Origin of the sequence: Streptomyces sp. 378 (assembly GCF_030124145.1) — a bacterium.
Classification (GTDB): Bacteria; Actinomycetota; Actinomycetes; order Streptomycetales; family Streptomycetaceae; genus Streptomyces.
Genome location: NZ_JASKMS010000002.1, coordinates 457526 through 481730, shown reverse-complemented (window position 1 = coordinate 481730; position 24205 = coordinate 457526). Strand labels below are relative to the sequence as shown.

At 72.3% G+C, this 24205-nt stretch carries 20 protein-coding genes; 12 read left to right on the top strand and 8 right to left on the bottom strand.

Translation table 11 applies throughout. The features are described 5' to 3' along the window. Window positions 1–495: 495 nt before the first annotated feature. From QNO09_RS05000 to QNO09_RS04990, 3 genes are all read left to right on the top strand, one after another. On the top strand, window positions 496–2451 hold the full coding sequence (locus QNO09_RS05000) for a Xaa-Pro dipeptidyl-peptidase (protein WP_283968800.1): 1956 nt from the start codon (window positions 496–498) through the stop codon (window positions 2449–2451). After that, the gene (locus tag QNO09_RS04995; RefSeq protein ID WP_283968799.1) at window positions 2448–3734 is read left to right on the top strand and encodes a M14 family metallopeptidase; all 1287 of its coding nucleotides are present in this window, start codon (window positions 2448–2450) and stop codon (window positions 3732–3734) included. The genes QNO09_RS05000 and QNO09_RS04995 overlap by 4 nt, the downstream gene beginning before the upstream one ends. A gap of 85 nt (window positions 3735–3819) precedes the next feature. Next, window positions 3820–5544 carry a BCCT family transporter gene (locus QNO09_RS04990; RefSeq protein ID WP_283968798.1) on the top strand — a complete coding sequence of 575 codons (1725 nt, stop codon included), beginning with the start codon at window positions 3820–3822 and terminating at the stop codon, window positions 5542–5544. A 144-nt stretch (window positions 5545–5688) separates the two neighbouring features. On the opposite strand, the gene QNO09_RS04985 is transcribed toward QNO09_RS04990, so the two are convergent. Beyond that, a complete protein-coding gene (locus QNO09_RS04985) occupies window positions 5689–6639 on the bottom strand; it encodes an NAD(P)/FAD-dependent oxidoreductase (RefSeq protein WP_283968797.1) in 951 nt (316 codons plus the stop codon). Window positions 6640–6705: 66 nt separating this feature from the next. Between QNO09_RS04985 and QNO09_RS04980 the strand changes: the two genes are divergently transcribed. Together QNO09_RS04980 and QNO09_RS04975 are read left to right on the top strand one after the other, a co-directional pair. Further along, window positions 6706–7728, top strand: coding sequence for an oxidoreductase (locus QNO09_RS04980; RefSeq protein WP_283968796.1), 1023 nt, complete (start codon window positions 6706–6708; stop codon window positions 7726–7728). A 28-nt stretch (window positions 7729–7756) separates the two neighbouring features. Beyond that, the gene (locus QNO09_RS04975; protein ID WP_283968795.1) at window positions 7757–9397 is read left to right on the top strand and encodes an ABC-F family ATP-binding cassette domain-containing protein; all 1641 of its coding nucleotides are present in this window, start codon (window positions 7757–7759) and stop codon (window positions 9395–9397) included. Between the two features lie 418 nt (window positions 9398–9815). Here the strand turns inward: QNO09_RS04975 and QNO09_RS04970 are convergent, their stop codons facing one another. The 3 genes from QNO09_RS04970 to QNO09_RS04960 form a co-directional block, all read right to left on the bottom strand. Beyond that, the gene (locus QNO09_RS04970; protein ID WP_283968794.1) at window positions 9816–12236 is read right to left on the bottom strand and encodes a Tex family protein; all 2421 of its coding nucleotides are present in this window, start codon (window positions 12234–12236) and stop codon (window positions 9816–9818) included. A gap of 99 nt (window positions 12237–12335) precedes the next feature. Next, on the bottom strand, window positions 12336–12467 hold the full coding sequence (locus tag QNO09_RS04965) for an LPFR motif small protein (RefSeq protein WP_252100478.1): 132 nt from the start codon (window positions 12465–12467) through the stop codon (window positions 12336–12338). A gap of 66 nt (window positions 12468–12533) precedes the next feature. Further along, window positions 12534–13409, bottom strand: a complete 876-nt coding sequence (locus tag QNO09_RS04960; protein WP_283968793.1) for an SCO6745 family protein — start codon at window positions 13407–13409, stop codon at window positions 12534–12536. 114 nt (window positions 13410–13523) lie between these two features. Here QNO09_RS04960 and QNO09_RS04955 point away from each other — a divergent pair, with 114 nt between their 5' ends. Next, window positions 13524–14483 (top strand): GlxA family transcriptional regulator, encoded by a 960-nt coding sequence (locus QNO09_RS04955; protein ID WP_283968792.1) that lies wholly within the window; start codon window positions 13524–13526, stop codon window positions 14481–14483. A gap of 33 nt (window positions 14484–14516) precedes the next feature. Further along, on the top strand, window positions 14517–15152 hold the full coding sequence (locus QNO09_RS04950) for a DJ-1/PfpI family protein (protein ID WP_283968791.1): 636 nt from the start codon (window positions 14517–14519) through the stop codon (window positions 15150–15152). Here the strand turns inward: QNO09_RS04950 and QNO09_RS04945 are convergent. Then, window positions 15139–15894, bottom strand: coding sequence for an enoyl-CoA hydratase/isomerase family protein (locus QNO09_RS04945; protein ID WP_283968790.1), 756 nt, complete (start codon window positions 15892–15894; stop codon window positions 15139–15141). The two genes, QNO09_RS04950 and QNO09_RS04945, sit on opposite strands and share 14 nt — an antisense overlap. 218 nt (window positions 15895–16112) lie before the next feature. Between QNO09_RS04945 and QNO09_RS04940 the strand changes: the two genes are divergently transcribed. Further along, on the top strand, window positions 16113–16619 hold the full coding sequence (locus QNO09_RS04940) for an ATP-binding protein (protein WP_283968847.1): 507 nt from the start codon (window positions 16113–16115) through the stop codon (window positions 16617–16619). Window positions 16620–16640: 21 nt separating this feature from the next. Here the strand turns inward: QNO09_RS04940 and idi are convergent, their stop codons facing one another. The 3 genes from idi to galE all read right to left on the bottom strand — a co-directional run bounded on the left by idi (window position 16641) and on the right by galE (window position 19554). Further along, window positions 16641–17234 (bottom strand): isopentenyl-diphosphate Delta-isomerase, encoded by a 594-nt coding sequence (gene idi, locus QNO09_RS04935; RefSeq protein ID WP_283968789.1) that lies wholly within the window; start codon window positions 17232–17234, stop codon window positions 16641–16643. A 262-nt stretch (window positions 17235–17496) separates the two neighbouring features. Continuing rightward, window positions 17497–18435 (bottom strand): cation diffusion facilitator family transporter, encoded by a 939-nt coding sequence (locus QNO09_RS04930; RefSeq protein WP_283968788.1) that lies wholly within the window; start codon window positions 18433–18435, stop codon window positions 17497–17499. Window positions 18436–18564: 129 nt separating this feature from the next. Next, window positions 18565–19554 carry a UDP-glucose 4-epimerase GalE gene (gene galE / locus QNO09_RS04925; RefSeq protein WP_283968787.1) on the bottom strand — a complete coding sequence of 330 codons (990 nt, stop codon included), beginning with the start codon at window positions 19552–19554 and terminating at the stop codon, window positions 18565–18567. Window positions 19555–19832: 278 nt separating this feature from the next. Between galE and QNO09_RS04920 the strand changes: the two genes are divergently transcribed. From QNO09_RS04920 to QNO09_RS04905, 4 genes are read left to right on the top strand one after another with little or no spacing between them, the layout of a single operon-like run. After that, window positions 19833–21647: a DUF5941 domain-containing protein gene (locus QNO09_RS04920; RefSeq protein ID WP_283968786.1), complete on the top strand. Its 1815-nt coding sequence runs from the start codon at window positions 19833–19835 to the stop codon at window positions 21645–21647. Next, a complete protein-coding gene (locus tag QNO09_RS04915; RefSeq protein WP_283968785.1) occupies window positions 21644–22396 on the top strand; it encodes a phosphocholine cytidylyltransferase family protein in 753 nt (250 codons plus the stop codon). Before QNO09_RS04920 ends, QNO09_RS04915 begins: the two co-directional genes overlap by 4 nt. After that, entirely contained in the window at window positions 22384–23445 is a 1062-nt protein-coding gene (locus QNO09_RS04910) for an iron-containing alcohol dehydrogenase family protein (protein ID WP_283968784.1), read from the top strand. Before QNO09_RS04915 ends, QNO09_RS04910 begins: the two co-directional genes overlap by 13 nt. Further along, window positions 23423–24202 (top strand): CDP-alcohol phosphatidyltransferase family protein, encoded by a 780-nt coding sequence (locus QNO09_RS04905; RefSeq protein WP_283968783.1) that lies wholly within the window; start codon window positions 23423–23425, stop codon window positions 24200–24202. Before QNO09_RS04910 ends, QNO09_RS04905 begins: the two co-directional genes overlap by 23 nt. Window positions 24203–24205: the final 3 nt, after the last annotated feature.

Below are 24205 nucleotides of genomic sequence, written 5' to 3'. Positions count from 1 at the left end.
CGGACCGACGGGCCCGGCGCACGGACCCACCGTAGTCCGAGGGGAGGTCCAAGGGAGGAAGGAAGCGCGCCCGCGCGTGCGATGCCCGGGCACGGCAGACCTGGTGCCAGGGCGCACCGCCAAGCCCTCGCCCCGGCTCCCCGGGTGAGGGGCGCCGCGCCACCCGGCGCGTCGGCCGGGGCCGCAGTACGCACACCCGCACCGCCCCAGCCGTACGCACCTCCACAAGCTGAACGCCCTGTCCGTTCGGGCTGTTCACGCGAGCGGGCCCGTGACCCGTCGAGCGGACCGGCCGTCTGCGGCAGCGCGCCGAGCCGCGGGAACCGCCGAGCCGCGGGAACCGCCGAGCCGCGGGAACCGCCGAACGCCGGAACCGCTGACACCGCCCGCCTACCCGCACCGCGGTAGACACCCGCCCCAAAGGCTCGTCCCGGACACGCCGGACCGTCAGCTGCCCTCTTCTGAACGGGAGTTCACCGATGTAGCGTCCGGCGCATGCCGAAACGCACGCGCTTCACGACCTGGAGACCGCTCGCGACGGCGGCCACCGCCGCCCTCTTGGCCACCCTGCTCACCCCGGCGGCCGCACAGGCCGCCCCCCGTGGGAGCGAACCCGTGTACTCGTACGGGAACGCCATCCGCGAGGCCGTCTGGGTGGACACCGGACTCGACGGCGACCGGGACGGAAGGACCGACCGGGTCGCCGTCGACATCGTCCGCCCCCGCGAAACCGCCCGGCAGGGCCGCAAGGCCCCCGTCATCATGGACGCCAGCCCGTACTACTCCTGCTGCGGGCGGGGCAACGAGAGCCAGAAGAAGACGTACGACGCACAGGGCCGTATCGCCCGGATGCCGCTGTACTACGACAACTACTTCGTCCCGCGTGGCTACGCCTTCGTCGGCGTGGACCTGGCCGGGACGAATCGCTCCGACGGCTGCGTCGACGTCGGAGGCCGCTCCGACATCCAGTCGGCGAAAGCGGTCGTCGACTGGCTGAACGGCCGCGCCAAGGCCTACACGAGCCGCACCGGCACCACCCGCGCCCAGGCGGGCTGGACCAACGGCCGCACCGGCATGATCGGCAAGAGCTGGGACGGCACCATCGCCAACGGCGTCGCCGCGACCGGCGTCAAGGGCCTGAAGACCATCGTCCCGATCAGCGCCATCTCCTCCTGGTACGACTACTACTTCCAGCAGGGCGCCCCCCTCTACGACTCCGGCCCCGAGTGGCTGTCGGACTACGTCAACAGCCCCGACGCCCGCGCCCAGTGCGACGCCGTCCAGCGCGAGCTCGTCGACGGGGCCCCGCGCACCGGCGACCGGACCCCGCTGTGGAGCGAGCGCGACTACGTGAAGGCCGCGCGCAAGGTGAAGGCCAGCGTCTTCCTGGTCCACGGCATGCAGGACCTCAACGTCCGCATGAAGCACGTCGGCCAGTGGTGGGACGCCCTCGCGAAGAACGGCGTCGACCGCAAGATCTGGCTGTCGCAGACCGGCCACGTCGACCCCTTCGATTTCCGGCGCGCGGAGTGGGTCAAGACGCTGCACCGCTGGTTCGACCACGAACTCATGGGCTACGACAACGGCATCGACCGCGAGCCCATGGCCGACATCGAGCGCGCCCCCGACCAGTGGACGACCTCCGCGCTCTGGCCGCCGAGCGGCACCCGGGCCACCACCCTGCGCCCCGACCGGGGCACCACGCCCGGCGTCGGCACCCTCGGCCTGCACCGCGGCCACGGCACCGAGAACTTCACCGACGACCCGGCGCGGAGCGAGATCGACTGGGCCGCGCGGATCGACCGGCCGACACCGGAGAAGGCCGGTTTCGTCACCGGGCCGCTCACCCGCGACCTGCGCCTGTCCGGCTCCTCCGAGGTCACCGTCACCGCGACCCCCAGCACCCCGACGGCCCACCTCTCCGCCGTCCTCGTGGACATCGGCCCGGCGACCATCCGCGACTACGCCGATCCCGGCGAAGGCATCACCACCCTCACGGACCGCACCTGCTGGGGCGCGAGCACCACCGCCGACAGCCCCTGCTTCAAGGAGACCGAGGCGAAGACCGCCGCCGTCGACTACACGGTCGTCAGCCGCGGCTGGGCGGACCTCGGCAACCACGCCTCGGACCTCAAGGGCGCCCCGCTCACCCCGGGCAAGCGGTACAGCATCACCCTCGACCTCGCGGCGACCGATCACGTCGTCCCGAAGGGCCACCGCCTGGCACTCGTCGTCGCCGGCACCGATCAGGGACTCATCGACCCTCCCTCCGACAAGCCGACCCTCACACTCGACCTCTCCCGCACCTCGGCGCGCGTCCCCTTCGTCGGCGGAGCCACCGCCTTCGTCCGCGCCACCACGGGCGCCGCGTCCGCCACCCCCGACGCCACCGTCCTGGACGGCGTAGGGGAGCCGCGCACCACGCACCGGGTCCCGGAGGCGAGCCGGTGACCCGGAACACCACCCGCGTCCGGGCGCTGATCGTGACCACCGCGGCCCTCGCGGCCTCCCTGGTCGCCGCACCGGCCCACGCGGCCCCCGGCACGGCGCCCCGCACCGGGTTCGAGCAGTCGAACGGCGTCCGCTGGACCACCCAGTCCGAGGAACAGGACTTCCTCAGGGCCGTCGACCGGTCCAGTGGCCGCGTCTCCATGACCCGCGTCGGAACGACGAAGCAGGACCGCCCGCTCCACCTGCTGCGGATCGGCAACCGCCCGAGCCCGGACAAGGTGCTGCTCGTCTGCAGCCAGCACGGCGACGAACCCTCCGGCCGCGAGGCCTGCCTGACCACCGTCCGCGACCTCGCCCACGCCCGCGACAGCCGCACCCGGCACTTCCTGGACCACACCACCGTCCTGGTCGTGCCCACCGCCAACCCGGACGGCCGGGCGGCCGACACCCGCGGCAACAGCGACGGCCTCGACATCAACCGCGACCACCTCGCCCTGAAGACCGCCGAGGCCCGCGCCCTGGCCGCCGTCATCCGCGACCAGCGCCCCGACATCGTCTACGACCTGCACGAATACGGCGCCACACCCCGGTTCTACGACAAGGACCTCTTCGACCTGTGGCCGCGCAACCTCAACACCCACGAGGCGGTCCACGGCGAGGCGCGGACCCTCTCCGAGGCGTACGTCCGCCCCGCCGCCCAGCGGGCGGGTCACTCCACGGGCACCTACGGCATCTGGACCGACCCGGAGACCGGTGAGCCGGTCGAACAGGTCGCCGGGGACGGACAGGAGCGCATCCTGCGCAACATGTCCGGGGTGAAGCACTCCGTCGGGCTGCTCATCGAGAGCCGCGTGGACCCGCTCACCGAGGCCGAGAAGGCGGACGAAGCCCTGAACAACCGTCGCCGCGTCATCTCCCAACTCGACGCCCTCAGGGGTCTGTTCCGCTATGCCGACCAGCGTCGCGACCGCCTCGCGGCAGCGACGGACAGGGCCCGGCTCGCGGGCCACGCCGCCACCGGCCCGGTCTACGTCGGCGGCGCCGACAACGACCCGCCCGACCCGGCCGACATCATCGAGAACCCGCCCTGCGGCTACCGCCTCACCGCCGCCCAGTACGCCGAGGTGGGCGACGAACTCGCACTGCACGGGGTGCGCGTGCGCCGGGACGCCGAGGGCGTGCTCGTCCCCCTGCGGCAACCCCTGCGGGCACTGGTGCCGCTGCTGCTCGACGACCGGGCCGAGTACCACCTGACCGGAGGTTCATCCGAAACCGCATGCTGAGAGGGGTGAAATTCCGCCATACGTGGTAGCAGCGTCTACGGAGGGCCTACGTCCTCGCCAGCTGTCCCGATGAAAGGTGCCGCCTGTGACGCAAGAACGACCGACCGACAAGGACTCCCCGGGAGGAGCCGCGCTGCCGGGATCGGAAGCGGGCCTGCCCGGTCAGGACCGGCCGCAGACCGACCGCATCGTGTTCGGCGTCACGGCGGTGCTCACCCTCGCCTTCGTGGTCTGGGGCGCGGTGGCGACCGACTCGCTCGAAGACGTCTCCACCAGCATGCTCGGCGGGCTGATGCACAACGGCGGCTGGGCGTTCATGCTCGCCGCCTCGGGCTTCGTGGTCTTCGCCCTCTGGATCGCGATCAGCCGCTACGGCCGTATCCACCTCGGTGCGGAGGGCGAGGAGCCCGAGTTCCGCACGGTGTCCTGGGTCGCGATGATGTTCAGCGCGGGCATGGGCATCGGCCTGATGTTCTACGGCGTGAGCGAGCCGCTGTCGCACTACGGCACGCCCCCGCCGGGGTCCGACCCGGCCGACTCCGGCGAGCGCATGGAGACGGCCATGGCCACCACCCTGTTCCACTGGACGCTCCACCCCTGGGCGATCTACGCGGTGGTGGGCCTCGCCATCGCCTACAGCACCTTCCGCAGGCGGCGCCGGCAGACCATCAGCGCCGTCTTCACCCCGCTGATCGGCAAGAAGAACGCCAACGGCGGCGTCGGCCGGGCCATCGACATCCTCGCGATCATCGCGACCGTCTTCGGCTCCGCCGCCTCCCTGGGGCTCGGCGCGCTCCAGATCGGCTCCGGTGTGCAGGAGCTGAAGTGGATGGACGAGGTGAGCACCGGGCTGCTCGTCACGATCATCGCGGTGCTGACCCTGGCCTTCGTCGCGTCCGCGATCTCCGGTGTGGAGAAGGGCATCCAGTGGCTGTCCAACACCAACATGGTGCTGGCGCTGGTGCTCGCCCTGTTCGTGTTCGTGGCCGGCCCGACCATCATCGTCCTGGACCTGCTGCCCACGTCCGTCTTCGCCTACCTCGGCGACCTGCCCCAGCTGGCCGGCCGGACCGAGGCGAGCGGCGGCGAGGGCGTCGCCGACTGGCTGAGCAGCTGGACGGTCTTCTACTGGGCCTGGTGGATCTCCTGGACGCCGTTCGTCGGCATGTTCATCGCCCGTATCAGCCGGGGCCGCACGATCCGCCAGTTCGTCGGCGGTGTCATCCTCGTTCCCAGCACGGTCAGCCTGATCTGGTTCGCGATCTTCGGTGGCTCGGCGATGAGGATGCAGGGGGACGGGCGGCTCGGCAAGGAGGCGACCCCGGAGGGCCAGCTCTTCGGCGTGCTCCAGCAGTTCCCCGTCGCCACGGTCACGAGCCTGCTCGTGATGGTCCTCGTCGGTATCTTCTTCGTCTCGGGCGCCGACGCGGCCTCGATCGTCATGGGCACCCTGTCCCAGAAGGGCGCGCTCGAACCGGGCCGGTTCGTGGTGGTGTTCTGGGGCGTGGTCACCGGTGCGGTGGCGGCGATCATGCTCCTGGTCGGCAGCGGCCAGGGCGACGCGCTGACCGGTCTGCAGAACCTCACGATCCTCGCGGCGGCGCCGTTCGTCATCGTGATGATCTTCATGTGCGTCGCCCTCATGCGCGACCTTCGCCGCGATCCGCTGATCGTGCGTGAGCAGATGGGCTCGGAGGCCGTCGAGATGGCCGTCATGGCGGGCCACAAGAAGTACGACGGCGAGTTCGAGTTCCGGGTCGGCCCGGGCCGCGGCCCGGACATCGAGGGAGACCCGATCGGCAAGCACTGATCCGTACGGCGGGGGCGGCCCGGGGATCAGAGGTCCGGGCCGCCTCCGCCTTCGCGTTCCGCGGCCCGGGTCGCGCCGCCGAACGTCCGCGTGATCCGGGCGGCGGCCAGCCGTTCTCGCGGTAGGGACGGGGCACGTGCCCCGTCAGCCGGAGACCAGCCGGGCCGCCTCCCGCGCACACCCCCAGGCCACGGTGACGCCCGCGCCGCCGTGGCCGTAGTTGTGCACCAGGAGCCGGCCGTCCGGCAGGGCCTCGCGCTCCAGGCGGACCGCCGGCCGGGTGGGTCGCAGCCCGACCCGGTGCTCCAGCACACGGGCCCCCGCGATCTCCGGCCGCAGGACCGCACAGCGGCGGACGATCGCCTCGGCCGTCGCGGGGTCGGGCTCCAGCGACCACGCGCCCTCCTCGGACGTCCCGCCGAGGACGAGCCCGTCCGGCTGCGGGAACAGGTAGGTGTGCTCCCCGGCCGCGTCGGTGGAGACCAGCCAGGTGTCGATCCCCGGGTTCTCCACGACGACCAGCTGCCCGCGCACGGGCCGTACGGAGGGATCCGGCACGAGCTCGCGCGCGGCGAGTCCCGTGCAGTTGACCACGACCGGCGCGTCCACCTCCGCGAAGGCGGACACCGTACGCGTCTCGACCACCCCGCCCGCCGCCACCAACCGCTCCCGCAGCCACGGCAGATGAGCCGGCATGTCGATCAGCGGCAGCCGAGCCCGGACACCCGTCCCCGCGTACTCCCGGGCCGTGGCCGCCCGCAGCCCCGGCACCCGCCCCGCCAGCCACCCCTCGGCCTCGTCGAGACGGGTCTCGCCCTGTACCCCTTCGACCATGCGTACGCCGGTGTGCTCGGGCCGCGCCGCCAACTCCTCGTACACCTCCAGCGACCGCAGCGCCCACACGCGTGCCGTCGCGACCGGCTCGATCCGGTACGGCCACCACAGCGCGCCCGCAACGGCTGAGGTGGTCGCCTCGACGGCGTCCCGCGTCCACACCCGTACCCGCCGGCCCTGCTCCGCGAGAACCAGCGCGGTCGTCAGCCCCGCCACCCCGCCGCCGACCACCACGATCTCGCCACTCGCCTCGCTCCGCATACCCGGACCGTAGCGGAACCTGTCATGCCGTGCTCACATCACCCGAAGTATGGGGATACTCACCGTATGTGTGCCGAGTACGCGACCTTCGGCCTGGCACCCGCGATGCGGGCCGGGGGAGTCCTCAACGACGGCGGTTACCAGGTTCACCGGGACTTCGTGGACTTCATCGTCGACGAACGCCCCCTGCTGTTCCAGCTCTCCGACCTCGACGCGGTCTCCCCGCTCGCCTCCGACGTCCCACCCGCGATCTTCACCGCGCAGGTCCGCAGCCTGCTCCTGGAGAGCGCGGCCCCGTTACCGGGCGGCCGGTACGTCGTCTACGGCTGCCCCGAGTGCGAGGACCTGGCCTGCGGTGCCGTCACCGCGGTCATCCGGAGCGACGGCGAGGACTTCGTCTGGCAGGACTTCGCCTGGCAGACCGGCGAACACGCCGACCTGGAGCGCAACGGCTACCACGGCATCGGCCCGTTCCGCTTCCGCGGCGCCGAGTACCGGACGGCGCTCGGCGCCCTGCTCAACGGCTCCGGGCCCCACCCCAGGCGCCGCGTCCTGCTGATCGGCGCCCGCGTCGCCGCCCTCGCCAAGCTCGCCGCGGCCCTGCGCACCATCGGCGTCGGCGCCGACATCACCCAGGACGCCCACCGTGTGTCTCCCGACGAACTGCGCGGTTACGGCGCCGTCGCCTTCGGCCACGCGGCGGGCGAGCGGGAACGTGCCGCCGTCCGGCGCGCCTTCGACAACGCCGGGGCCACGGCCGCCCACGTCGACGGCCTCGCCCCGATCGTCCCGCTCCTCGTCGCCCAGATCGAACACGCCCTGGACCGCAGCCCCGTCGCACTGCGCCGCCTCACCGGCCTCACCGCCTCCGACGCCGGGGCGGACCTCGAGGTCACCTCCGCCTGCCGCGTCACCCTCACCGCCTACCGCCTCGACCGGCTCTCCCGCACCCACACCCACGAGATCTTCGACGGCGTCCTCCCCCCGGGCCGCCACCGCGTCGCCCTCGACGCCAAAGCGGTCAGGGGCCAGGCGTTCGTCGTGGCGCGCACCTCCGGAAGCGTCCTGGTGACGGCCGTGCACCCCTGAGCGCCCGGCCGTTAGGATCGGCGCTCTGATGACTGCCACTCTCGTCGCCAAGAACCTCGCCGCCGGCCACGGCGACCGCTCCCTGTTCACCGGCCTCGACCTCGTCGTCGCGCCCGGCGATGTGATCGGCCTGGTCGGGGCCAACGGCGCGGGCAAGTCCACGCTGCTCAGGATGCTCGCCGGACTCACCGCACCCGAGCAGGGCGATCTGCGCCTGTCCCCGCCGACGGCCACCGTCGGACACCTCCCGCAGGAGCCCGACCGCCGGCCGGGCGAGACCGTACGGGCCTTCCTCGCCCGCCGCACCGGTGTCGCCGAGGCCCAGCGGGCCATGGACGAGGCGACCCAGGCCCTGGTCGACGGGGCACCCGGCGCCGACGACGCCTACGCCACGAGCCTGGAGCGCTGGCTCGGCCTGGGCGGCGCCGACCTCGACGAACGCGCCGAAGAGGTCGCCGACTCCCTCGGTCTCGCGGTCGACCTGGAGCAGCCGATGACGTCCCTGTCCGGCGGTCAGGCCGCCCGCGCCGGTCTCGCCTCCCTGCTGCTGTCCCGCTACGACGTCTTCCTCCTCGACGAGCCGACCAACGACCTGGACCTGGACGGCCTGGAGCGCCTGGAACGCTTCGTCGGCGGCCTGCGCGCCGGGACCGTGGTCGTCAGCCACGACCGCGAGTTCCTCGCCCGAACCGTCACCAAGGTCCTTGAACTCGACCTCGCCCAGCAGCAGATCAATCTCTTCGGCGGTGGCTACGAGGCCTATCTGGAGGAGCGGGAGGTCGCCCGCCGGCACGCCCGCGACGAGTTCGAGGAGTACGCGGACAAGAAGACGGCCCTCCAGGACCGCGCCCAGACGCAGCGTTCCTGGATGGACAAGGGCGTGAAGAACGCGCGCCGCAAGGCGGGCAACGACAACGACAAGATCGGCCGCAAGTTCCGCAGCGAGGCCAGCGAGAAGCAGGCCGCGAAGGCCCGCCAGACCCAGCGCATGATCGAGCGTCTGGAGGTCGTCGAGGAGCCCCGCAAGGAGTGGGAGCTGCGCATGGAGATCGCGTCGGCCCCGCGCTCGGGCGCTGTCGTCGCGACCCTGCGGGACGCCGAGGTGCGCCGCGGCGGTTTCGTCCTCGGCCCCGTCTCCCTGCAGATCGACTGGGCGGACCGGGTGGCGGTGACGGGCGCGAACGGCGCCGGCAAGTCCACGCTGCTCGCCGCCCTCCTCGGCCGGGTCCCGCTGGACGCCGGGCACGCCGCGCTCGGTTCGGGCGTCCTGCTCGGCGAGGTCGACCAGGCCCGCAAGCTGTTCCACGGTGAGGAGGCCCTGCTCGACGCCTTCCGCGCGGCCGTCCCGGACACCGAACCGGTCGAGATCCGCACGCTGCTGGCCAAGTTCGGTCTCAAGAGGGACCACGTCCTGCGGCCCGCGGGAAGCCTCTCCCCGGGCGAGCGCACCCGGGCCGCCCTGGCGCTGCTCCAGGGCCGGGGCGTCAATCTCCTCGTCCTCGACGAGCCGACCAATCACCTCGACCTGCCGGCCATCGAGCAGCTGGAGTCCGCCCTCGATGCCTATGAGGGCACCCTCCTGCTGGTCACCCACGACCGCCGCATGCTGGACGCCGTGCACGTCACCCGCCGCCTGGAGGTGGCGGACGGCAAGGTGACCGAGCGCTGACAGACTGTCAGGCGCCCGGCCGGTCGCGGACGGACCCGTCCTCGTCGCACTCCGGGTCGCTGTGGACATCGCGGGAGGAGCAGCGGACGCGTCGGCACGCGGGTTCGCCCTCGCCGGGCGCGGGCGGCTGTTCGCCGGGGCCCGGCACGGGGGCGGACCGGATGCGTGCACGTCTGCCGTGACGGCCCACGGTCAGGTCCCGCACCCGACATCCAGGCCATCAGGAAGTCCCGCTCGCCGGGCGTCCGGTGGCGCCCGTGCCGGACGACGGCGGCCATGCCCTCACTCCAGGCACCGGCAGGGGAGCGCCGGGACGTCGAACTCCCCTGCCAGGGGTGCGGGGCGTGCGGCTACCGTCGCGCGGGCGCGCCCGGCGAGGACGGACCGGCACCTCCCCCCGGCCGCCCCTCCGCAGCCGTCAGCGGCGCCCGTTCTTCGGATCGGCCAGACCCGCCCGACGCAACGCGTCGGCCATCGCGCTGTTGGCCGGCGGCGGAGCCTGCCGCTGCTGACCGCCGCGACCGCCGCCCTGGCCACCGCGACCGCCGCCCTGGCCCCCACGGCCACCGCCCTGCCGCTGCTGCGGCGGACGCCCGCCGCGCTGCCGGCGCTCGCCGGGACCGGCGTCCTGCCGGGAGGCCGCCTCGTCGTCCAGCCGCAGTGTCAGCGAGATCCGCTTGCGCGGGATGTCGACGTCGAGGACCTTCACCTTCACGATGTCGCCGGGCTTGACCACGTCGCGCGGGTCCTTCACGAACGTCTTCGACATCGCGGACACATGAACCAGACCGTCCTGGTGGACACCGATGTCCACGAACGCCCCGAACGCGGCGACGTTCGTCACGACGCCCTCCAGGACCATCCCGGACGACAGGTCGGAGATCTTCTCCACGCCGTCCTTGAAGGCGGCGGTCCTGAAGGCCGGCCGCGGGTCGCGGCCGGGCTTCTCCAGTTCCTTCAGAATGTCGGTGACCGTCGGCAGACCGAACATCTCGTCCACGAAGTCGTGAGGCTTCAGCGAGCGCAGCACCCCGGTGTTGCCGATGAGCGAGGCGACCTCCTGTCCGGCGGTCTTCACCATGCGCCGGACCACCGGATACGCCTCCGGGTGCACGCTCGACGCGTCCAGCGGATCGTCGCCGCCGCGGATCCGCAGGAAGCCCGCGCACTGCTCGTACGCCTTCGGGCCGAGCCGTGCCACCTTCTTCAGCTCACCGCGGGCCTTGAACGGCCCGTTCTGGTCGCGGTGCGCCACGATGTTCTCGGCGAGTCCGGAGGTGATGCCGGAGACCCGGGCGAGCAGCGGCGCCGAGGCCGTGTTGACGTCCACGCCCACACCGTTCACACAGTCCTCCACCACCGCGTCCAGCGAACGCGACAGCTTCACCTCGGACAGGTCGTGCTGGTACTGGCCGACGCCGATCGACTTCGGGTCGATCTTCACCAGCTCGGCCAGCGGGTCCTGGAGCCGGCGGGCGATCGACACGGCGCCGCGCAGCGACACGTCCATGTCGGGCAGCTCCTGCGAGGCGAAGGCGGACGCCGAGTACACGGACGCGCCGGCTTCCGACACCATCACCTTCGTGAGGTTCAGCTCCGGGTGCTGGGCGATCAGTTCACCGGCGAGCTTGTCGGTCTCGCGGGAGGCGGTGCCGTTGCCGATCGCGATCAGTTCGACCGCGTGCTCCTTCGCGAGCCGGGCCAGCTTGGCGATGGCCTCGTCCCACCGGTTGGCCGGGACGTGCGGGTGGATGACGTCCGTGGCGACGACCTTGCCGGTCGCGTCGACCACGGCGACCTTCACACCCGTGCGGAAGCCGGGGTCGAGGCCCAGTGTCGCGCGGGTGCCCGCCGGGGCGGCGAGCAGCAGGTCGCGCAGGTTCGCGGCGAAGACCCGCACCGCCTCGTCCTCGGCGGCCGTACGCAGCCGCAGCCGCAGGTCGATGCCGAGATGGACGAGGACGCGAGTGCGCCAGGCCCAGCGGACCGTGTCCTTCAGCCACTTGTCGCCGGGGCGGCCCCGGTCGGCGATCCCGAACTTGTGCGCGATGATCCCCTCGTACGAGGAGGGACCGTCCGTGGCCTCCTCGGGCTCCAGGACGAGGTCGAGGACCTCCTCCTTCTCGCCGCGCAGCATCGCGAGGACCCGGTGCGAGGGCAGCTCCGTGAACGGCTCGGCGCAGTCGAAGTAGTCGGCGAACTTCGCGCCCGCCTCCTCCTTGCCCTCCCGGACCTTGGCGGCGAGCCGCCCGCGCACCCACATGCGCTCGCGCAGCTCGCCGATCAGGTCGGCGTCCTCCGAGAACCGCTCGGTGAGGATGGCCCGGGCGCCGTCCAGGGCGGCCTGCGGATCGGCCACGCCCTTGTCGGCGTCGACGAACGCGGCGGCCGCGGCGAGGGGCTCGACGGAAGGATCGCCGAGCAGCCCGTCCGCCAGCGGCTCGAGGCCCGCCTCGCGGGCGATCTGCGCCTTGGTGCGCCGCTTGGGCTTGTACGGGAGGTAGATGTCCTCCAGGCGCGCCTTCGTCTCGGCGCCCCGGATGCTCGCCTGAAGCTCCTCGGTGAGCTTGCCCTGCTCGCGCACCGACTCCAGGATCGCCGTCCGCCGCTCCTCCAGCTCCCGCAGATAGCGCAGCCGCTCCTCGAGGGTGCGCAGCTGCGCATCGTCGAGCATCTCGGTCGCTTCCTTGCGGTAGCGGGCGATGAAGGGCACCGTAGAACCGCCGTCGAGCAGTTCCACGGCGGCCCTGACCTGCCGCTCCCGTACGCCGAGTTCCTCGGCGATCCTGCCTTCGATGGACACTGCGCTGATGGACCCGTTGGACCCGGGTGTCGTCACGATCCCGTACCGCCTTCTCCGCTGAGGTTGCGCGGCAATTGTGGCAGGTGGCACGGACACCCGGGGATCAGGGCGGCACCCGGCAGGTCGGGGTCCCGCTCAGGCCCTGCGGCTGCGGGTGGAGGACGAGGCTCCGCCGAAGAGCCGGGCGAGCGCCCGGAAGGGCAGCGTCACGACGGTGGCGATGGCCCCGCCGATCTGGCGCAGCACGTCTGCGATAGCACGGAACACGGAATTCCCCTTTCTCACTCCCGGCCGTGGCGGCCGGTGGAGAGCGGGTACCTCACCGGCGCGTCACTATGCGTCACCCTTGCCGATCAGATCCGCCGGGAACGCCCCCGCCACGAGCGCCGCGTGCGCGAACGTCGCGCTCAGCTCCGTCAGCCGGGCCACCCCCTCCGGGCCCAGGTGCTCGTACGGCGCACGGTCCAGGCGGTCCGTCTCGTGCTCGATCTCCCGGCGCAGGGCGACACCCTGTTCGGTGAGGTCGCCGGACGCCTCCAGCAGCCCGCGCTCCCGCAGCCGGTCCGTCGCCGCGTCCCACTCCTCCCGGCTCCAGCCCCGAGTGGAGAAGACCCACTTCGGGGTCATGCCCTTGCCCGTCGCCGTGTGGGTGACCATCGCCTCCAGCCCGTCCAGGCCCGCGGACATCAGGACGGCCAGGTGCCCGTCGCCCCGGTGCTCGCGCAGCAGCGTGGCCGCGTGCCAGTAGGCGAGGTGCGGCTCTTCGGGGAGGGGCAGGTCGGCGTGCGCGGAGTACAGCGGCCGTGCCTCGCGCGAGCAGGCCTCGGCGGCGCGCAGGGCGAGCCGCGCGGCCTCGGACATCTCCGCCGATGCGAGGGCCTCCTCGCCGAGCAGGCGGCGCAGCGTCGCGTCGACCGCACGCGCGCGTGCCGCCAGCACCTGCCCGGGTGTGGCGGTCTCCCACACCGCCGGCACGTGCCGGGCCACGAGCTCGTACTTGTAGTTGTAGAAGGCGGCCGTCACGGCTCCGGCCCCGACCGGCCCGAGGGCGGCCGACCGCACGGCGAAGTTCACGGCCCGCGGATCGCCGACCCCCACGCCGCCCAGCTCGCGCCCGAGGTCGGGTGAGAAGTAGTGCGTCGAGTGCAGAGAGTTGAGCATGTTGTGGCAGCGTCGGCCGGCGCGCGGCTCCAGGGCGGCAGTCGTCATGCCCGGCAGGTTACCAACCGCTTGGTATGTCCTCTAGGGCTCGATCTCGCATGGCAGGAAAGGTGGGGCACTCGTCATTGCGGCCACCCTTCGCCCCCGCGAACAATCGACGGCATGACCCAGCGCACGGTTCTCGTCGTCCTCTTCGACGGCCTGCAGAGTCTCGACGTCACCGGGCCCGTGGAGGTCTTCGCGGGAGCGGAGCTGCTCTCCCCGGGCGCCTACCGGATCCGCACGGCGTCCGTGGACGGCGGGCCCGTGCGGACCACCAGCGGCCTGACCCTCGTCCCCGACGGGTCCCTGGCCACCTCGCCCGACCCGGACATCCTCCTGGTCCCCGGTGGAACGGGCGGCCTGCGGCCCGATCCGCGTCTGGTCGACTGGGTGCGCGAGCACGGGCCGCGTGCCGCGCGCCTGATGTCGGTGTGCACCGGCGCGGCCGTGCTCGCCGAGGCCGGCCTCCTGGACGGCCGCCGCGCCACCACCCACTGGGCGTACTGCGAGCGGATCGCCCGCGCCCACCCGGCCGTCGAGATCGACCCCGACCCCGTCTACGTGCGCGACGGGAACATCGCCACCTCGGCCGGTGTCACCGCGGGCATCGACCTCGCCCTCGCCCTGGTCGAGGAGGACCTGGGCCGGGACATCGCCCTCACCATCGCCCGCCACCTGGTGGTGTTCCTGCGCCGCCCCGGGAACCAGGCTCAGTTCAGCGCCCAGCTCGCCGCCCAGACCGCACAGCGCGAACCCCTGCGCGAGGTTCAGCGGTGGATCAGTGACCACCCCGACGCGGACCTCTCCGTCGAGACCCTCGCCGCCCGGGCCCGCCTCTCGCCCCGCCACTTCGCCCGCGCCTTCCGCGCCGAGACCGGCATGACACCGGGCCGCTACGTGGACCGCGTCCGCCTCGAACACGCCCGGCGCCTCCTGGAGGACACCACCGGCGGCATCGAGGAGATCGCCCGCGGCAGCGGCTACGGCACGCCCGAGGGGATGCGCCGGGCCTTCGTCAGGACCCTGGGAACGCCTCCGGCCGAGTACCGCCGCCGCTTCCGCCCCGCCACCACACCCTGACCCACCTCGACATCAGCCGAAGGAGAGACGTTCATGCAGATCGCCATCGTCCTCTACGACCGCTTCACCGCCCTCGACGCCGTGGGCCCCTACGAGACGCTCGGCCGGCTCCCCGACGCGGAGACCGTCTTCGTCGCCGAGCAGCCCGGCCCCGTGCGCAACGACGGGGGGAACCTCGCGCTCACCGCCGACCGCGGGCTGGCCGACGTGCCCCGCCCCGACATCATCGTGGTCCCCGGCGGCCCGGGCCCCCTCCCGCTGGCGGCGGACGGCCCCCTGCTCACCTGGCTGCGCGCCGCCGACGAGACCAGCACCTGGACGACATCCGTGTGCACCGGCTCCCTGCTGCTCGCCGCCGCCGGACTCCTTCGGGGCCGCCGCGCCACGTCCCACTGGCTGGCTCTGGAGGAACTGAAGCGCCATGGCGCCGAGCCGACGGGGGAGCGGGTCGTCACCGACGGCAAGTACGTCACGGGGGCCGGCGTCTCCTCCGGCATCGACATGGGACTGACCCTGCTCGGCCGTATCGCGGGCGACGACCACGCCCGGATCGTCCAGCTCGCCACCGAGTACGACCCGCAGCCGCCCTACGACGCCGGATCGCCGGAAAAGGCCCCCGCGCACCTGGTCGAACTGGTCCGCACACACTCCGGTGTCATCCTGACGTAGGCACACTCCAGCCGAACCGCGGCGGCCGGCGCTCCAGGAACGCGGCGACGCCCTCCGCGGTGTCGCCGCTCCGGCTCGCCTGCCCCGCCCAGTGCGCGTCCCGGTCGGTACGCCCGTCCGCGAACTCCTTGGCCGCCGCCTGCGTCAGCTGCGAACGCGCCACCAGGATCCGGGTGAACTCGGCGACGCGCTTGACGAGTTCGCCCTCGGGCAGCACCTCGTCCACCAGTCCGGTCCGCAGGGCCCGCGGCGCGTCGATCAGCTCCCCCGAGAACAGCAGGTACTTGGCGGTGGCCGGCCCGACCAGGGACACCAGCCGCCGGGTGGAGGACGCCGGGTACACGATGCCGAGCTTCGCGGGCGTCACACCGAACGACGCCCCTTCCTCGGCGAACCGCAGATCACAGGCCGCCGCCAACTGCGCCCCGCCCCCCACGCAGTGACCCCGGATCGCGGCCAGCGTCGGTTTCGGGAACGCGGCCAGCGCCTCCTCGGCCCGCACGGCCAGCCCTTGTGCCTCCTCGGGCGAGCTCCGCAGCGTCGAGATGTCGGCCCCGGCGCAGAACGTCCCGCCCTCACCGGTCAGCACCAGCGCCCGCACGGCCGGATCGACGGCGGGTTCCTCCAGCAGTGTGGGCAGGGAGCGCCACATCGCGGCCGTCATGGCGTTGCGCTTCTCGGGATGACGGATGACGACCGTCGCGACCGAGTCGGTCACGCGGTACTCCAGCTGCGGCTCCATGCGCCGGATGCTATCCGGATGCCAAACCCGTACAACCCGAATAGTTCGCCGAGACGGCACAACAGGGACAGGACCAGTCCCACAACTGACCGTGTCATACGCCAACGGTCAGAAGTGCTCGATAGTTGCTGACTTCTGTTCAGTCCCGGGGTGTGAGGCGCATCGTTACCAACACTCGACGTGTGGCGACAATCGAGCGCGAGGGTGGCGACCGGACGATGGACGACGACGGGCGTGGGTCCGGCCCTCGCCCAGAGGGCGGCGCGGCGCCCCTCGGCCCCGGGCCCGCGGATCCGCTGCCCTACGAAGGGGTCTGGAGGTTCACCGCGCCGGCGGTCGACGCCTCGGTCCCCCAGGCGCGGCACGCCGTACGGGACCTGCTGCTGCGTCAGGGGGTGCCGGTCTCGGACGATCTGGCCCAGGGGCTGCTGCTGATCGTCTCGGAGCTGGTGACGAACGCCGTCAAGCACGCGGCGGTGCTGTCCCCGACGATCGCCGTCGAGCTGGCCGTCGGTGCCGAGTGGCTCCGGCTGTCGGTGGAGGACAACCACCCCTACCGGCCCACCGCCCTGGAGACGGACCACGCCCGGACCGGTGGGCGCGGACTGCTCCTGGTGCGGGAGATCACCCGCGAGGCGGGCGGGGTGTGCGAGGTGGACTACACGGCGAGCGGCGGCAAGGTGATCTGGGCCGCCCTGCCGCTCAAACCCGCGCGCTTGTCCTGAACCCCGCCGCCGGGGCCGGACTCACCAGCCCGCCGACGGGCCCGTCAGCTCCCTGATCGCCGGCCGGGCCGCGTCGAGGACGGTCATGAACCAGGACGAGAAGGTGTCCTTGGCGTGCCGCTCCGCGAGCTCCGGCGGGGTCACGAAGACCGTCGACGCCACCTCCTCCGGGTCTGGCCGCACCACGGCCTGCACCATGCCGATGAAGAGGTGGTTGTACTCCTGCTCCACCAGACCGGACTCCGGGTCCGGGTGGTTGTAGCGGACCGTGCCCGCCTCGGCCAGCAGGGACGGGGAGGCGCCGAGCTCCTCGAACGTGCGCCGTGCCGCCGCCGCGAAGGGCGCCTCGCCGGGGTAGGGGTGGCCGCAGCAGGTGTTGGACCACACGCCGGGGGAGTGGTACTTGCCCAGCGCGCGCTGCTGGAGCAGCAGCCGGCCGTACTCGTCGAAGAGGAACACCGAGAACGCGCGGTGCAGCCGCCCGGGCGGCTGGTGGGCGGCGAGCTTCTCCGCGGTGCCGATCGTCACGCCGTCCTCGTCGACCAGTTCCAGCAAAATCGCGTCCGCGGTGCCGTTCGACGGGGTGTGCGTCGCGGTGGCAGGTGTGATCGGCATACCCATCCTTCACATCGGTCTTCGCGCCCCAAGTCTGCCGTACCAATCCGGCACTCCCGGCACTTCGCGGCACGCCCGCATGTCCCGCGCGGTGGCGCGGACCGCGGCCGGCACCGGTCGGACGCCGGGGTAGGGACCCGGTAGGTGATCGTGCCCGGCCAGGGAGGCGGAAAATCGTCCCCACCGGAGCTGTGGGGCTCATGACGCGGGCGAGCAGCGGAGGGTTGCGTTCCTCGGCGCACTCGCAGTGGAGCGCGCCCCCTCAGTGGCAGAGCCGCGCCTCGTGCTCCGCGTGACCCCTCGGTTCCAGCTGGAACGTGCAGTGCTCCACGTCGAAGTGGTCGCCGAGGCAGCTCTGGAGCTCGTGGAGCATCTTCTCGTGGCCTATCGCGTTCAGGGCCTCCGAGCTGACGACCACGTGTGCCGACAGCACCGGCATGCCGGAGGTGATCGTCCAGGCGTGCAGGTCGTGGACGTCCTCGACACCGTTCGTGGCGAGGATGTGCGAGCGCACCTCCGCCATGTCGACGCCCTTGGGGGCGGCCTCCAGCAGCACGGAGAGCGTCTCGCTCAGCAGCTTCCACGTCCGGGGCGCGATCATCAGCGCGATGACGAGCGAGGCGATCGGGTCGGCGGCCTGCCAGCCCGTGAGCATGATCACCGAAGACGAGACGATCACCGTGACCGAACCCAGGGCGTCCGCCGCCACCTCCAGGAAAGCGCCCCGCACGTTCAGGCTCTCCTTCTGCCCGCGCATCAGCAGCGACAGCGACACCAGGTTCGCCGCCAGGCCGATCACGCCGAACAGCAGCGCCAGCCGGCCCTCGGTCTGAGCCGGCGTGATGAAGCGCTGGACCGACTCGTACACGACGTACCCGCCCACGCCCAGCAGCAGCAGGCAGTTGGCCAGGGCGGCGAGGATCTCGGCCCGGGCGTAACCGAAGGTGGCCCGCTCGCTGGGCGGCCGGTTCGCGAAGTGGATCGCGAGCAGCGCCATGCCGAGACCCAGGGCGTCCGTCGCCATGTGGGCCGAGTCCGCGACGAGGGCGAGCGAGTCGGCGAGGAGACCGCCGACGACCTGCACGACCACGATGCCGAGCGTGATCGCCAGCGCCATGCGCAGCCTGCCGCGGTACGCCGAGGTCGCCGTACCGCCGGCCGCCGCGCCGTGCGCGTGCCCGTGATCATGCCCAGCCCCCATGAGAAGTCAGCCTCCGTGTGTCCGCCTGATCGTGCTCGGGCACCCCAGTGAACTACGGGGAGGGGGTATGCGCAACGCGGCACTGAACACCGTTGTCATGTGCCCTGACCTGCGCAAACGATGGGCAGGTCAGGGCACCTGCAGGGGCTCGGGAGCGTGGTGCAGTCGCCAGCCCCGCCAGGCCGACTCGGCCATCTCGCGCACCCCGCGCCGGGCCGTCCAGCCGAGTTCGGCGGCAGCCCGGGCGGCCGACGCCACCGCCCGCGGGGCGTCACCGGGACGCCGGTCCTCGACGAGCGGGGGCCGGCGGTCACCGGTGACCTCGCCGATGACCGTGATGAGCTCACGGACCGAGACGCCCTCGCCGCGGCCGATGTTGACCGTCAGATCTCCTGTGAGGCCGCCCTCGGCCAGCCGCCGGGCCGCCGCCAGATGGGCCTCGGCCAGGTCGGCCACGTGGATGTAGTCACGCACGCAGGTGCCGTCCGGGGTCGGATAGTCGTCACCGAAGATCCTGGGCGCCTCGTCACGCGTCAGCCGGTCGAAGACCATCGGAACGATGTTGAAGACACCCGTGTCCGCCAGTTCCGGCGCGGCAGCGCCCGCCACGTTGAAATAGCGCAGGCATACGGTGGAGATCCCGTGCGCTTCTCCCGCCGCCCGCACCAGCCACTCCCCGGCGAGCTTGGTCTCGCCGTACGGGTTCACCGGCGCGCACGGGCTGTCCTCCGTGATGAGGTCCACACCCGGGTCGCCGTAGACGGCGGCCGACGAGGAGAACACGAAACGCTCGATCCCGGCTTCGGCCACCGCGTCCAGCAGCGTCACCAGGCCGCCGACGTTCTCCCGGTAGTAGCGCGTGGGCTGTGCCACGGACTCGGCGACCTGTTTGCGCGCCGCGAGATGCACCACACCCGTCACACCGTGCTCGGCGAAGGTCCGCTTCAGCAGCTCCCCGTCCAGCGACGAGCCCCGCACGAGCGGGACATCGGCCGGGAGCCGGGCGGGCACCCCGGCCGAGAGGTCGTCCAGGGCGAGGACACGCTCCCCGGCCTCGGTCATGGCCCTGGCCACATGGGCTCCGATATAGCCGGCACCGCCGGTGATCAGCCACGTCATGGTCGCCCACCCTATGCGGCCCCGGACGGGCGCCACACCAGGTCCCCGATGTCCGCTCTGGCAGGCGCGGTTTGTGGGGCGGGCCCCGGATCCCCGATGATGATCGCGGCAGGGGCTTGTGCGAACCGCGTCGATCCATCCGCCGAACGGCCGGTGAACGGGGCCTTCGCGGCATCCGATACCCTCTGCCGACATGCCGCCCGGGAGCCACCGGAGAGGGCACCCCCACCATGTACGTCACCGGCGCGGACGCGTCGGTACCCAGGGAGTGAATTCGGTTGTCGACCGCCATCCTCACCGGCCAGCCGGTCCCCGGATCGTCGATCGAGGCCGACCTGCGCGCCCTCGGGTTCGACGTGCGGACCGCGCCCGACGCCGTCGAGGCCGAGACGCTCCTCGCCGAGGTGCCGGGCGACGAACGGGTCGCGCTGGTCGACGCCCGGTTCGTGGGGCACGTGCACGCGCTGCGCCTCGGTCTCACCGACCCCCGCTTCCCGCTCTCCGCGATCCCCGGCGCCGTCACCGCTCAGCCCGCCGGCCGTCAGGCACTGACCCGGGCGATGGCCCGCGAGAACTCGGCCGGCGGCGGCACCACCCTGGTCGACAGCCTCGCCGACCGCATCCTCACCGCCCTCGACGCCGACGACACCGACGTGCACCGCCCCGAGCTGGGCACCCTGGTCGCCGCCGTCCCCGCCGACCCGCAGGCCCGCAACGAGGCCCGGCAGGCGGTCGCGGACGTCGACGACGAGGCCGTACGCCTGAAGTCGGCCGTGAAGGCCCGCGACGGCTTCTTCACCACCTTCTGCATCAGCCCGTACTCCCGCTACCTCGCCCGCTGGTGCGCCCGCCGGGGCCTCACGCCGAACCAGGTCACCACCGCCTCGCTGCTCACCGCCCTCATAGCGGCGGCCTGCGCGGCCACCGGCACCCGCGGCGGCTTCGTCGCGGCCGGCGTCCTGCTGATCGCGTCCTTCGTGCTGGACTGCACCGACGGCCAGCTCGCCCGCTACTCGCTGCAGTACTCCACGCTCGGCGCCTGGCTGGACGCCACCTTCGACCGGGCCAAGGAGTACGCCTACTACGCCGGCCTCGCCCTCGGCGCGGCCCGCGGCGGCGACGATGTCTGGGCCCTGGCCCTCGGCGCGATGGTCCTGCAGACCTGCCGGCACGTCGTGGACTTCTCCTTCAACGAGGCCAACCACGACGCCACCGCCAACACCAGTCCCACCGCCGCCCTCTCCGACAAGCTCGACAGCGTCGGCTGGACGGTCTGGGTGCGGCGGATGATCGTGCTGCCCATCGGTGAGCGCTGGGCGATGATCGCGGTCCTCACCGCCGTCACCACCCCCCGCATCACCTTCTACGCGCTGCTCATCGGCTGCGCCTTCGCGGCGGCGTACACCACGGCGGGGCGGGTGCTGCGGTCGCTGACCCGCAAGGCCGAGCGGACCGACCGGGCGGCCGGCGCCCTGGCCGACCTCGCCGACAGCGGCCCGCTCGCGCAGGGCTTCGCAGAGGCGTTCAAGAAGGCCGCCCGCAAGCTGCCGGGCTTCACCGCCCCCGCCGTCGCCCTGCTCGGCGGTCTGGCTGTCGTCCTCACCGCGGCGCTGACGGACTTCGGCGGCCCCTGGCCGATCGTCGTGGCCCTCGGCTACGCCCTGACCTCCGGCCTCGCCGTCGCCCGCCCCCTCAAGGGCCCCCTCGACTGGCTCGTCCCCCCGGTCTTCCGTGCCGCCGAATACGGCACCGTCCTCGTCCTCGCGGCCCGAGCGGACGTGAACGGAGCCCTTCCTGCGGCTTTCGGGCTGGTGGCCGCGGTCGCCTACCATCACTACGACACGGTCTACCGCATTCGCGGCGACGCCGGAGCGCCCCCGGCCTGGCTGGTGCGCTCCATCGGGGGGCACGACGGGCGGACGCTGCTGGTCACCGTCCTCGCCGCGCTGCTCACCGCCTCGCAGTTCAAGGTCGCGCTCACGGCACTGGCCGTGGCCGTCGCCCTGGTGGTGCTCGTCGAGAGCATCCGCTTCTGGGTCGCCGCCCACCGGGGTGGCGCACCCGCCGTACACGATGAAGGAGAACCCGCATGATCGGCCTCGTGCTCGCGGCCGGCGCCGGACGGCGCCTGCGTCCCTACACCGACAGCCTGCCCAAGGCGCTGGTGCCGGTGGGCCCCGCGGGCATAGAAGGCGAACCCACGGTTCTCGACCTGACCCTCGGCAACTTCGCCGAGATCGGTCTCACCGAGGTCGCGGTCATCGTCGGCTACCGCAAGGAAGCCGTGTACGCGCGCAAGGAAGCCCTTGAGCGGAAGTACGGCCTCCAGCTCACCCTCATCGACAACGACAAGGCCGAGGAGTGGAACAACGCCTACTCCCTGTGGTGCGGGCGTGACGCCCTCAAGGACGGGGTGATCCTCGCCAACGGCGACACCGTCCACCCGGTCTCCGTCGAGAAGACGCTGCTCGCCGCCCGCGGCGACGGCAAGAAGATCATCCTCGCTCTGGACACGGTCAAGGACCTGGCCGACGAGGAGATGAAGGTCGTCGTCGACCCCGCCCACGGCATGACGAAGATCACCAAGCTGATGGACCCCGCCGAGGCCACCGGCGAGTACATCGGCGTCACGCTGATCGAGGGCGACGCGGCTCCCGAGCTGGCCGACGCGCTCAAGACCGTGTGGGAGACCGACCCGCAGCAGTTCTACGAGCACGGCTACCAGGAGCTGGTCAACCGCGGCTTCCGTATCGACGTGGCGCCGATCGGCGACGTCAAGTGGGTGGAGATCGACAACCACGACGACCTCGCCCGTGGACGGGAGATCGCGTGCCAGTACTGACCCGCCTCATCCCCTCGCCGCTCGTCGTCGACATCCGTCCGGGTGCCCTCGACGACCTGGCGTGCGTCCTCGCCGACGAGCGCATCTCGCACTCCGGCCGCCTCGCCGTCGCCGTCAGCGGCGGCTCCGGCGCCAAGCTGCGTGAGCGCATCTCGCCGAGCATGCCCGGCGCCACCTGGTACGAGGTCGGCGGCGGCACCCTCGACGACGCGGTCCGGCTGGCGAGCGACATGAAGGCCGGCCACTTCGACGCGGTCGTCGGCCTCGGCGGCGGCAAGATCATCGATTGCGCCAAGTTCGCCGCGGCACGCGTCGGCCTGCCCCTGGTCGCCGTGCCGACGAACCTCGCGCACGACGGCCTGTGCTCCCCGGTCGCCACCCTCGACAACGACGCGGGCCGCGGCTCCTACGGTGTGCCGAACCCGATCGCGGTCGTCATCGACCTGGACGTCATCCGCGAGGCCCCGGTCCGTTACGTCCGCGCCGGCATCGGCGACGCCGTCTCCAACGTCTCCGCGATCGCGGACTGGGAGCTGGCCAACCGGGTCAAGGGCGAGCGGATCGACGGCCTCGCCGCGGCCATGGCCCGCCAGGCCGGCGAAGCCGTACTGCGGCACCCGGGCGGCATCGGGGACAACGACTTCCTCCAGGTGCTGGCCGAGGCGCTGGTCCTCAGCGGCATCGCCATGTCGGTGTCGGGCGACTCGCGGCCTTCCTCCGGGGCGTGCCACGAGATCAACCACGCCTTCGACCTGCTCTACCCGAAGCGCGCGGCCGCCCACGGCGAGCAGTGCGGTCTCGGCGCGGCCTTCGCGATGTGGCTGCGCGGCGCGCACGAGGAATCGGCGTACATGGCGGAAGTGCTGCGCCGGCACGGCCTGCCCGTGCTGCCGGACGAGATCGGCTTCACGACGGACGAGTTCGTCAAGGCCGTCGAGTTCGCCCCGGAGACCCGGCCCGGCCGCTACACCATCCTCGAACACCTCGACCTGAACACCGAACAGATCAAGGACACCTACGCCGACTATGTCAAGGCCATCGGTAGCTGAACTCCGCCCCGTCGTCCACCCCCCAGGGGTGAAGGACAGGCGCAGCGGTGAGCACTGGATGGGACGCCTCTACATGCGCGAGGTGTCCCTGCGGGTCGACCGCTACCTGGTCAACACCAGGGTCACGCCCAACCAGCTCACGTATCTGATGACCGTCTTCGGCGTGCTCGCGGCCCCGGCACTGCTCGTGCCGGGGATCGCGGGTGCCGTGCTCGGCGTGGTGTGCGTCCAGATGTACCTCTTGCTGGACTGCGTCGACGGCGAGATAGCGCGCTGGAAGAAGCAGTACTCGCTCAACGGCGTCTATCTGGACCGCGTCGGCGCCTACCTCACCGACGCCGCGGTGCTCACCGGCTTCGGCCTGCGCGCCGCCGACCCGTGGGGCAGTGGCCGCATCGACTGGCTGTGGGCCTTCCTCGGCACCCTGGCCGCGCTCGGCGCCATCCTGATCAAGGCCGAGACCGACCTCGTCGGCGTCGCCCGGCACCAGGCCGGCAAGCCGCCGGTCAAGGAAGCCGCCGCCGAGATGCGCTCCTCCGGCATGGCGCTGGCCCGCAAGGCCGCGGCCGCCCTGAAGTTCCACCGGCTGATCCTCGGCATCGAGGCCTCCCTGCTGGTCCTGGTGCTGGCGATCGTCGACCAGACCCGCGGCGACCTGTTCTTCACGCGCCTCGGCGTGGCGGTGATGGCCGGCATCGCGCTGGTGCAGACCCTGCTGCACCTCGTGTCCATCCTCGCCTCGAGCAGGCTGAAGTGAGCG

Coding starts and splice junctions, on each gene's coding strand:
- QNO09_RS05000 (WP_283968800.1), top strand. CDS start 496: ATGCCGAAACGCACGCGCTTCACGACCTGGAGACCGCTCGCGACGGCG.
- QNO09_RS04985 (WP_283968797.1), bottom strand. CDS start 6,639: ATGCGGAGCGAGGCGAGTGGCGAGATCGTGGTGGTCGGCGGCGGGGTG.
- QNO09_RS04980 (WP_283968796.1), top strand. CDS start 6,706: ATGTGTGCCGAGTACGCGACCTTCGGCCTGGCACCCGCGATGCGGGCC.
- QNO09_RS04975 (WP_283968795.1), top strand. CDS start 7,757: ATGACTGCCACTCTCGTCGCCAAGAACCTCGCCGCCGGCCACGGCGAC.
- QNO09_RS04960 (WP_283968793.1), bottom strand. CDS start 13,409: ATGACGACTGCCGCCCTGGAGCCGCGCGCCGGCCGACGCTGCCACAAC.
- QNO09_RS04955 (WP_283968792.1), top strand. CDS start 13,524: ATGACCCAGCGCACGGTTCTCGTCGTCCTCTTCGACGGCCTGCAGAGT.
- QNO09_RS04950 (WP_283968791.1), top strand. CDS start 14,517: ATGCAGATCGCCATCGTCCTCTACGACCGCTTCACCGCCCTCGACGCC.
- QNO09_RS04945 (WP_283968790.1), bottom strand. CDS start 15,894: ATGGAGCCGCAGCTGGAGTACCGCGTGACCGACTCGGTCGCGACGGTC.
- QNO09_RS04940 (WP_283968847.1), top strand. CDS start 16,113: ATGGACGACGACGGGCGTGGGTCCGGCCCTCGCCCAGAGGGCGGCGCG.
- idi (WP_283968789.1), bottom strand. CDS start 17,234: ATGCCGATCACACCTGCCACCGCGACGCACACCCCGTCGAACGGCACC.
- QNO09_RS04930 (WP_283968788.1), bottom strand. CDS start 18,435: ATGGGGGCTGGGCATGATCACGGGCACGCGCACGGCGCGGCGGCCGGC.
- galE (WP_283968787.1), bottom strand. CDS start 19,554: ATGACGTGGCTGATCACCGGCGGTGCCGGCTATATCGGAGCCCATGTG.
- QNO09_RS04915 (WP_283968785.1), top strand. CDS start 21,644: ATGATCGGCCTCGTGCTCGCGGCCGGCGCCGGACGGCGCCTGCGTCCC.
- QNO09_RS04905 (WP_283968783.1), top strand. CDS start 23,423: ATGTCAAGGCCATCGGTAGCTGAACTCCGCCCCGTCGTCCACCCCCCA.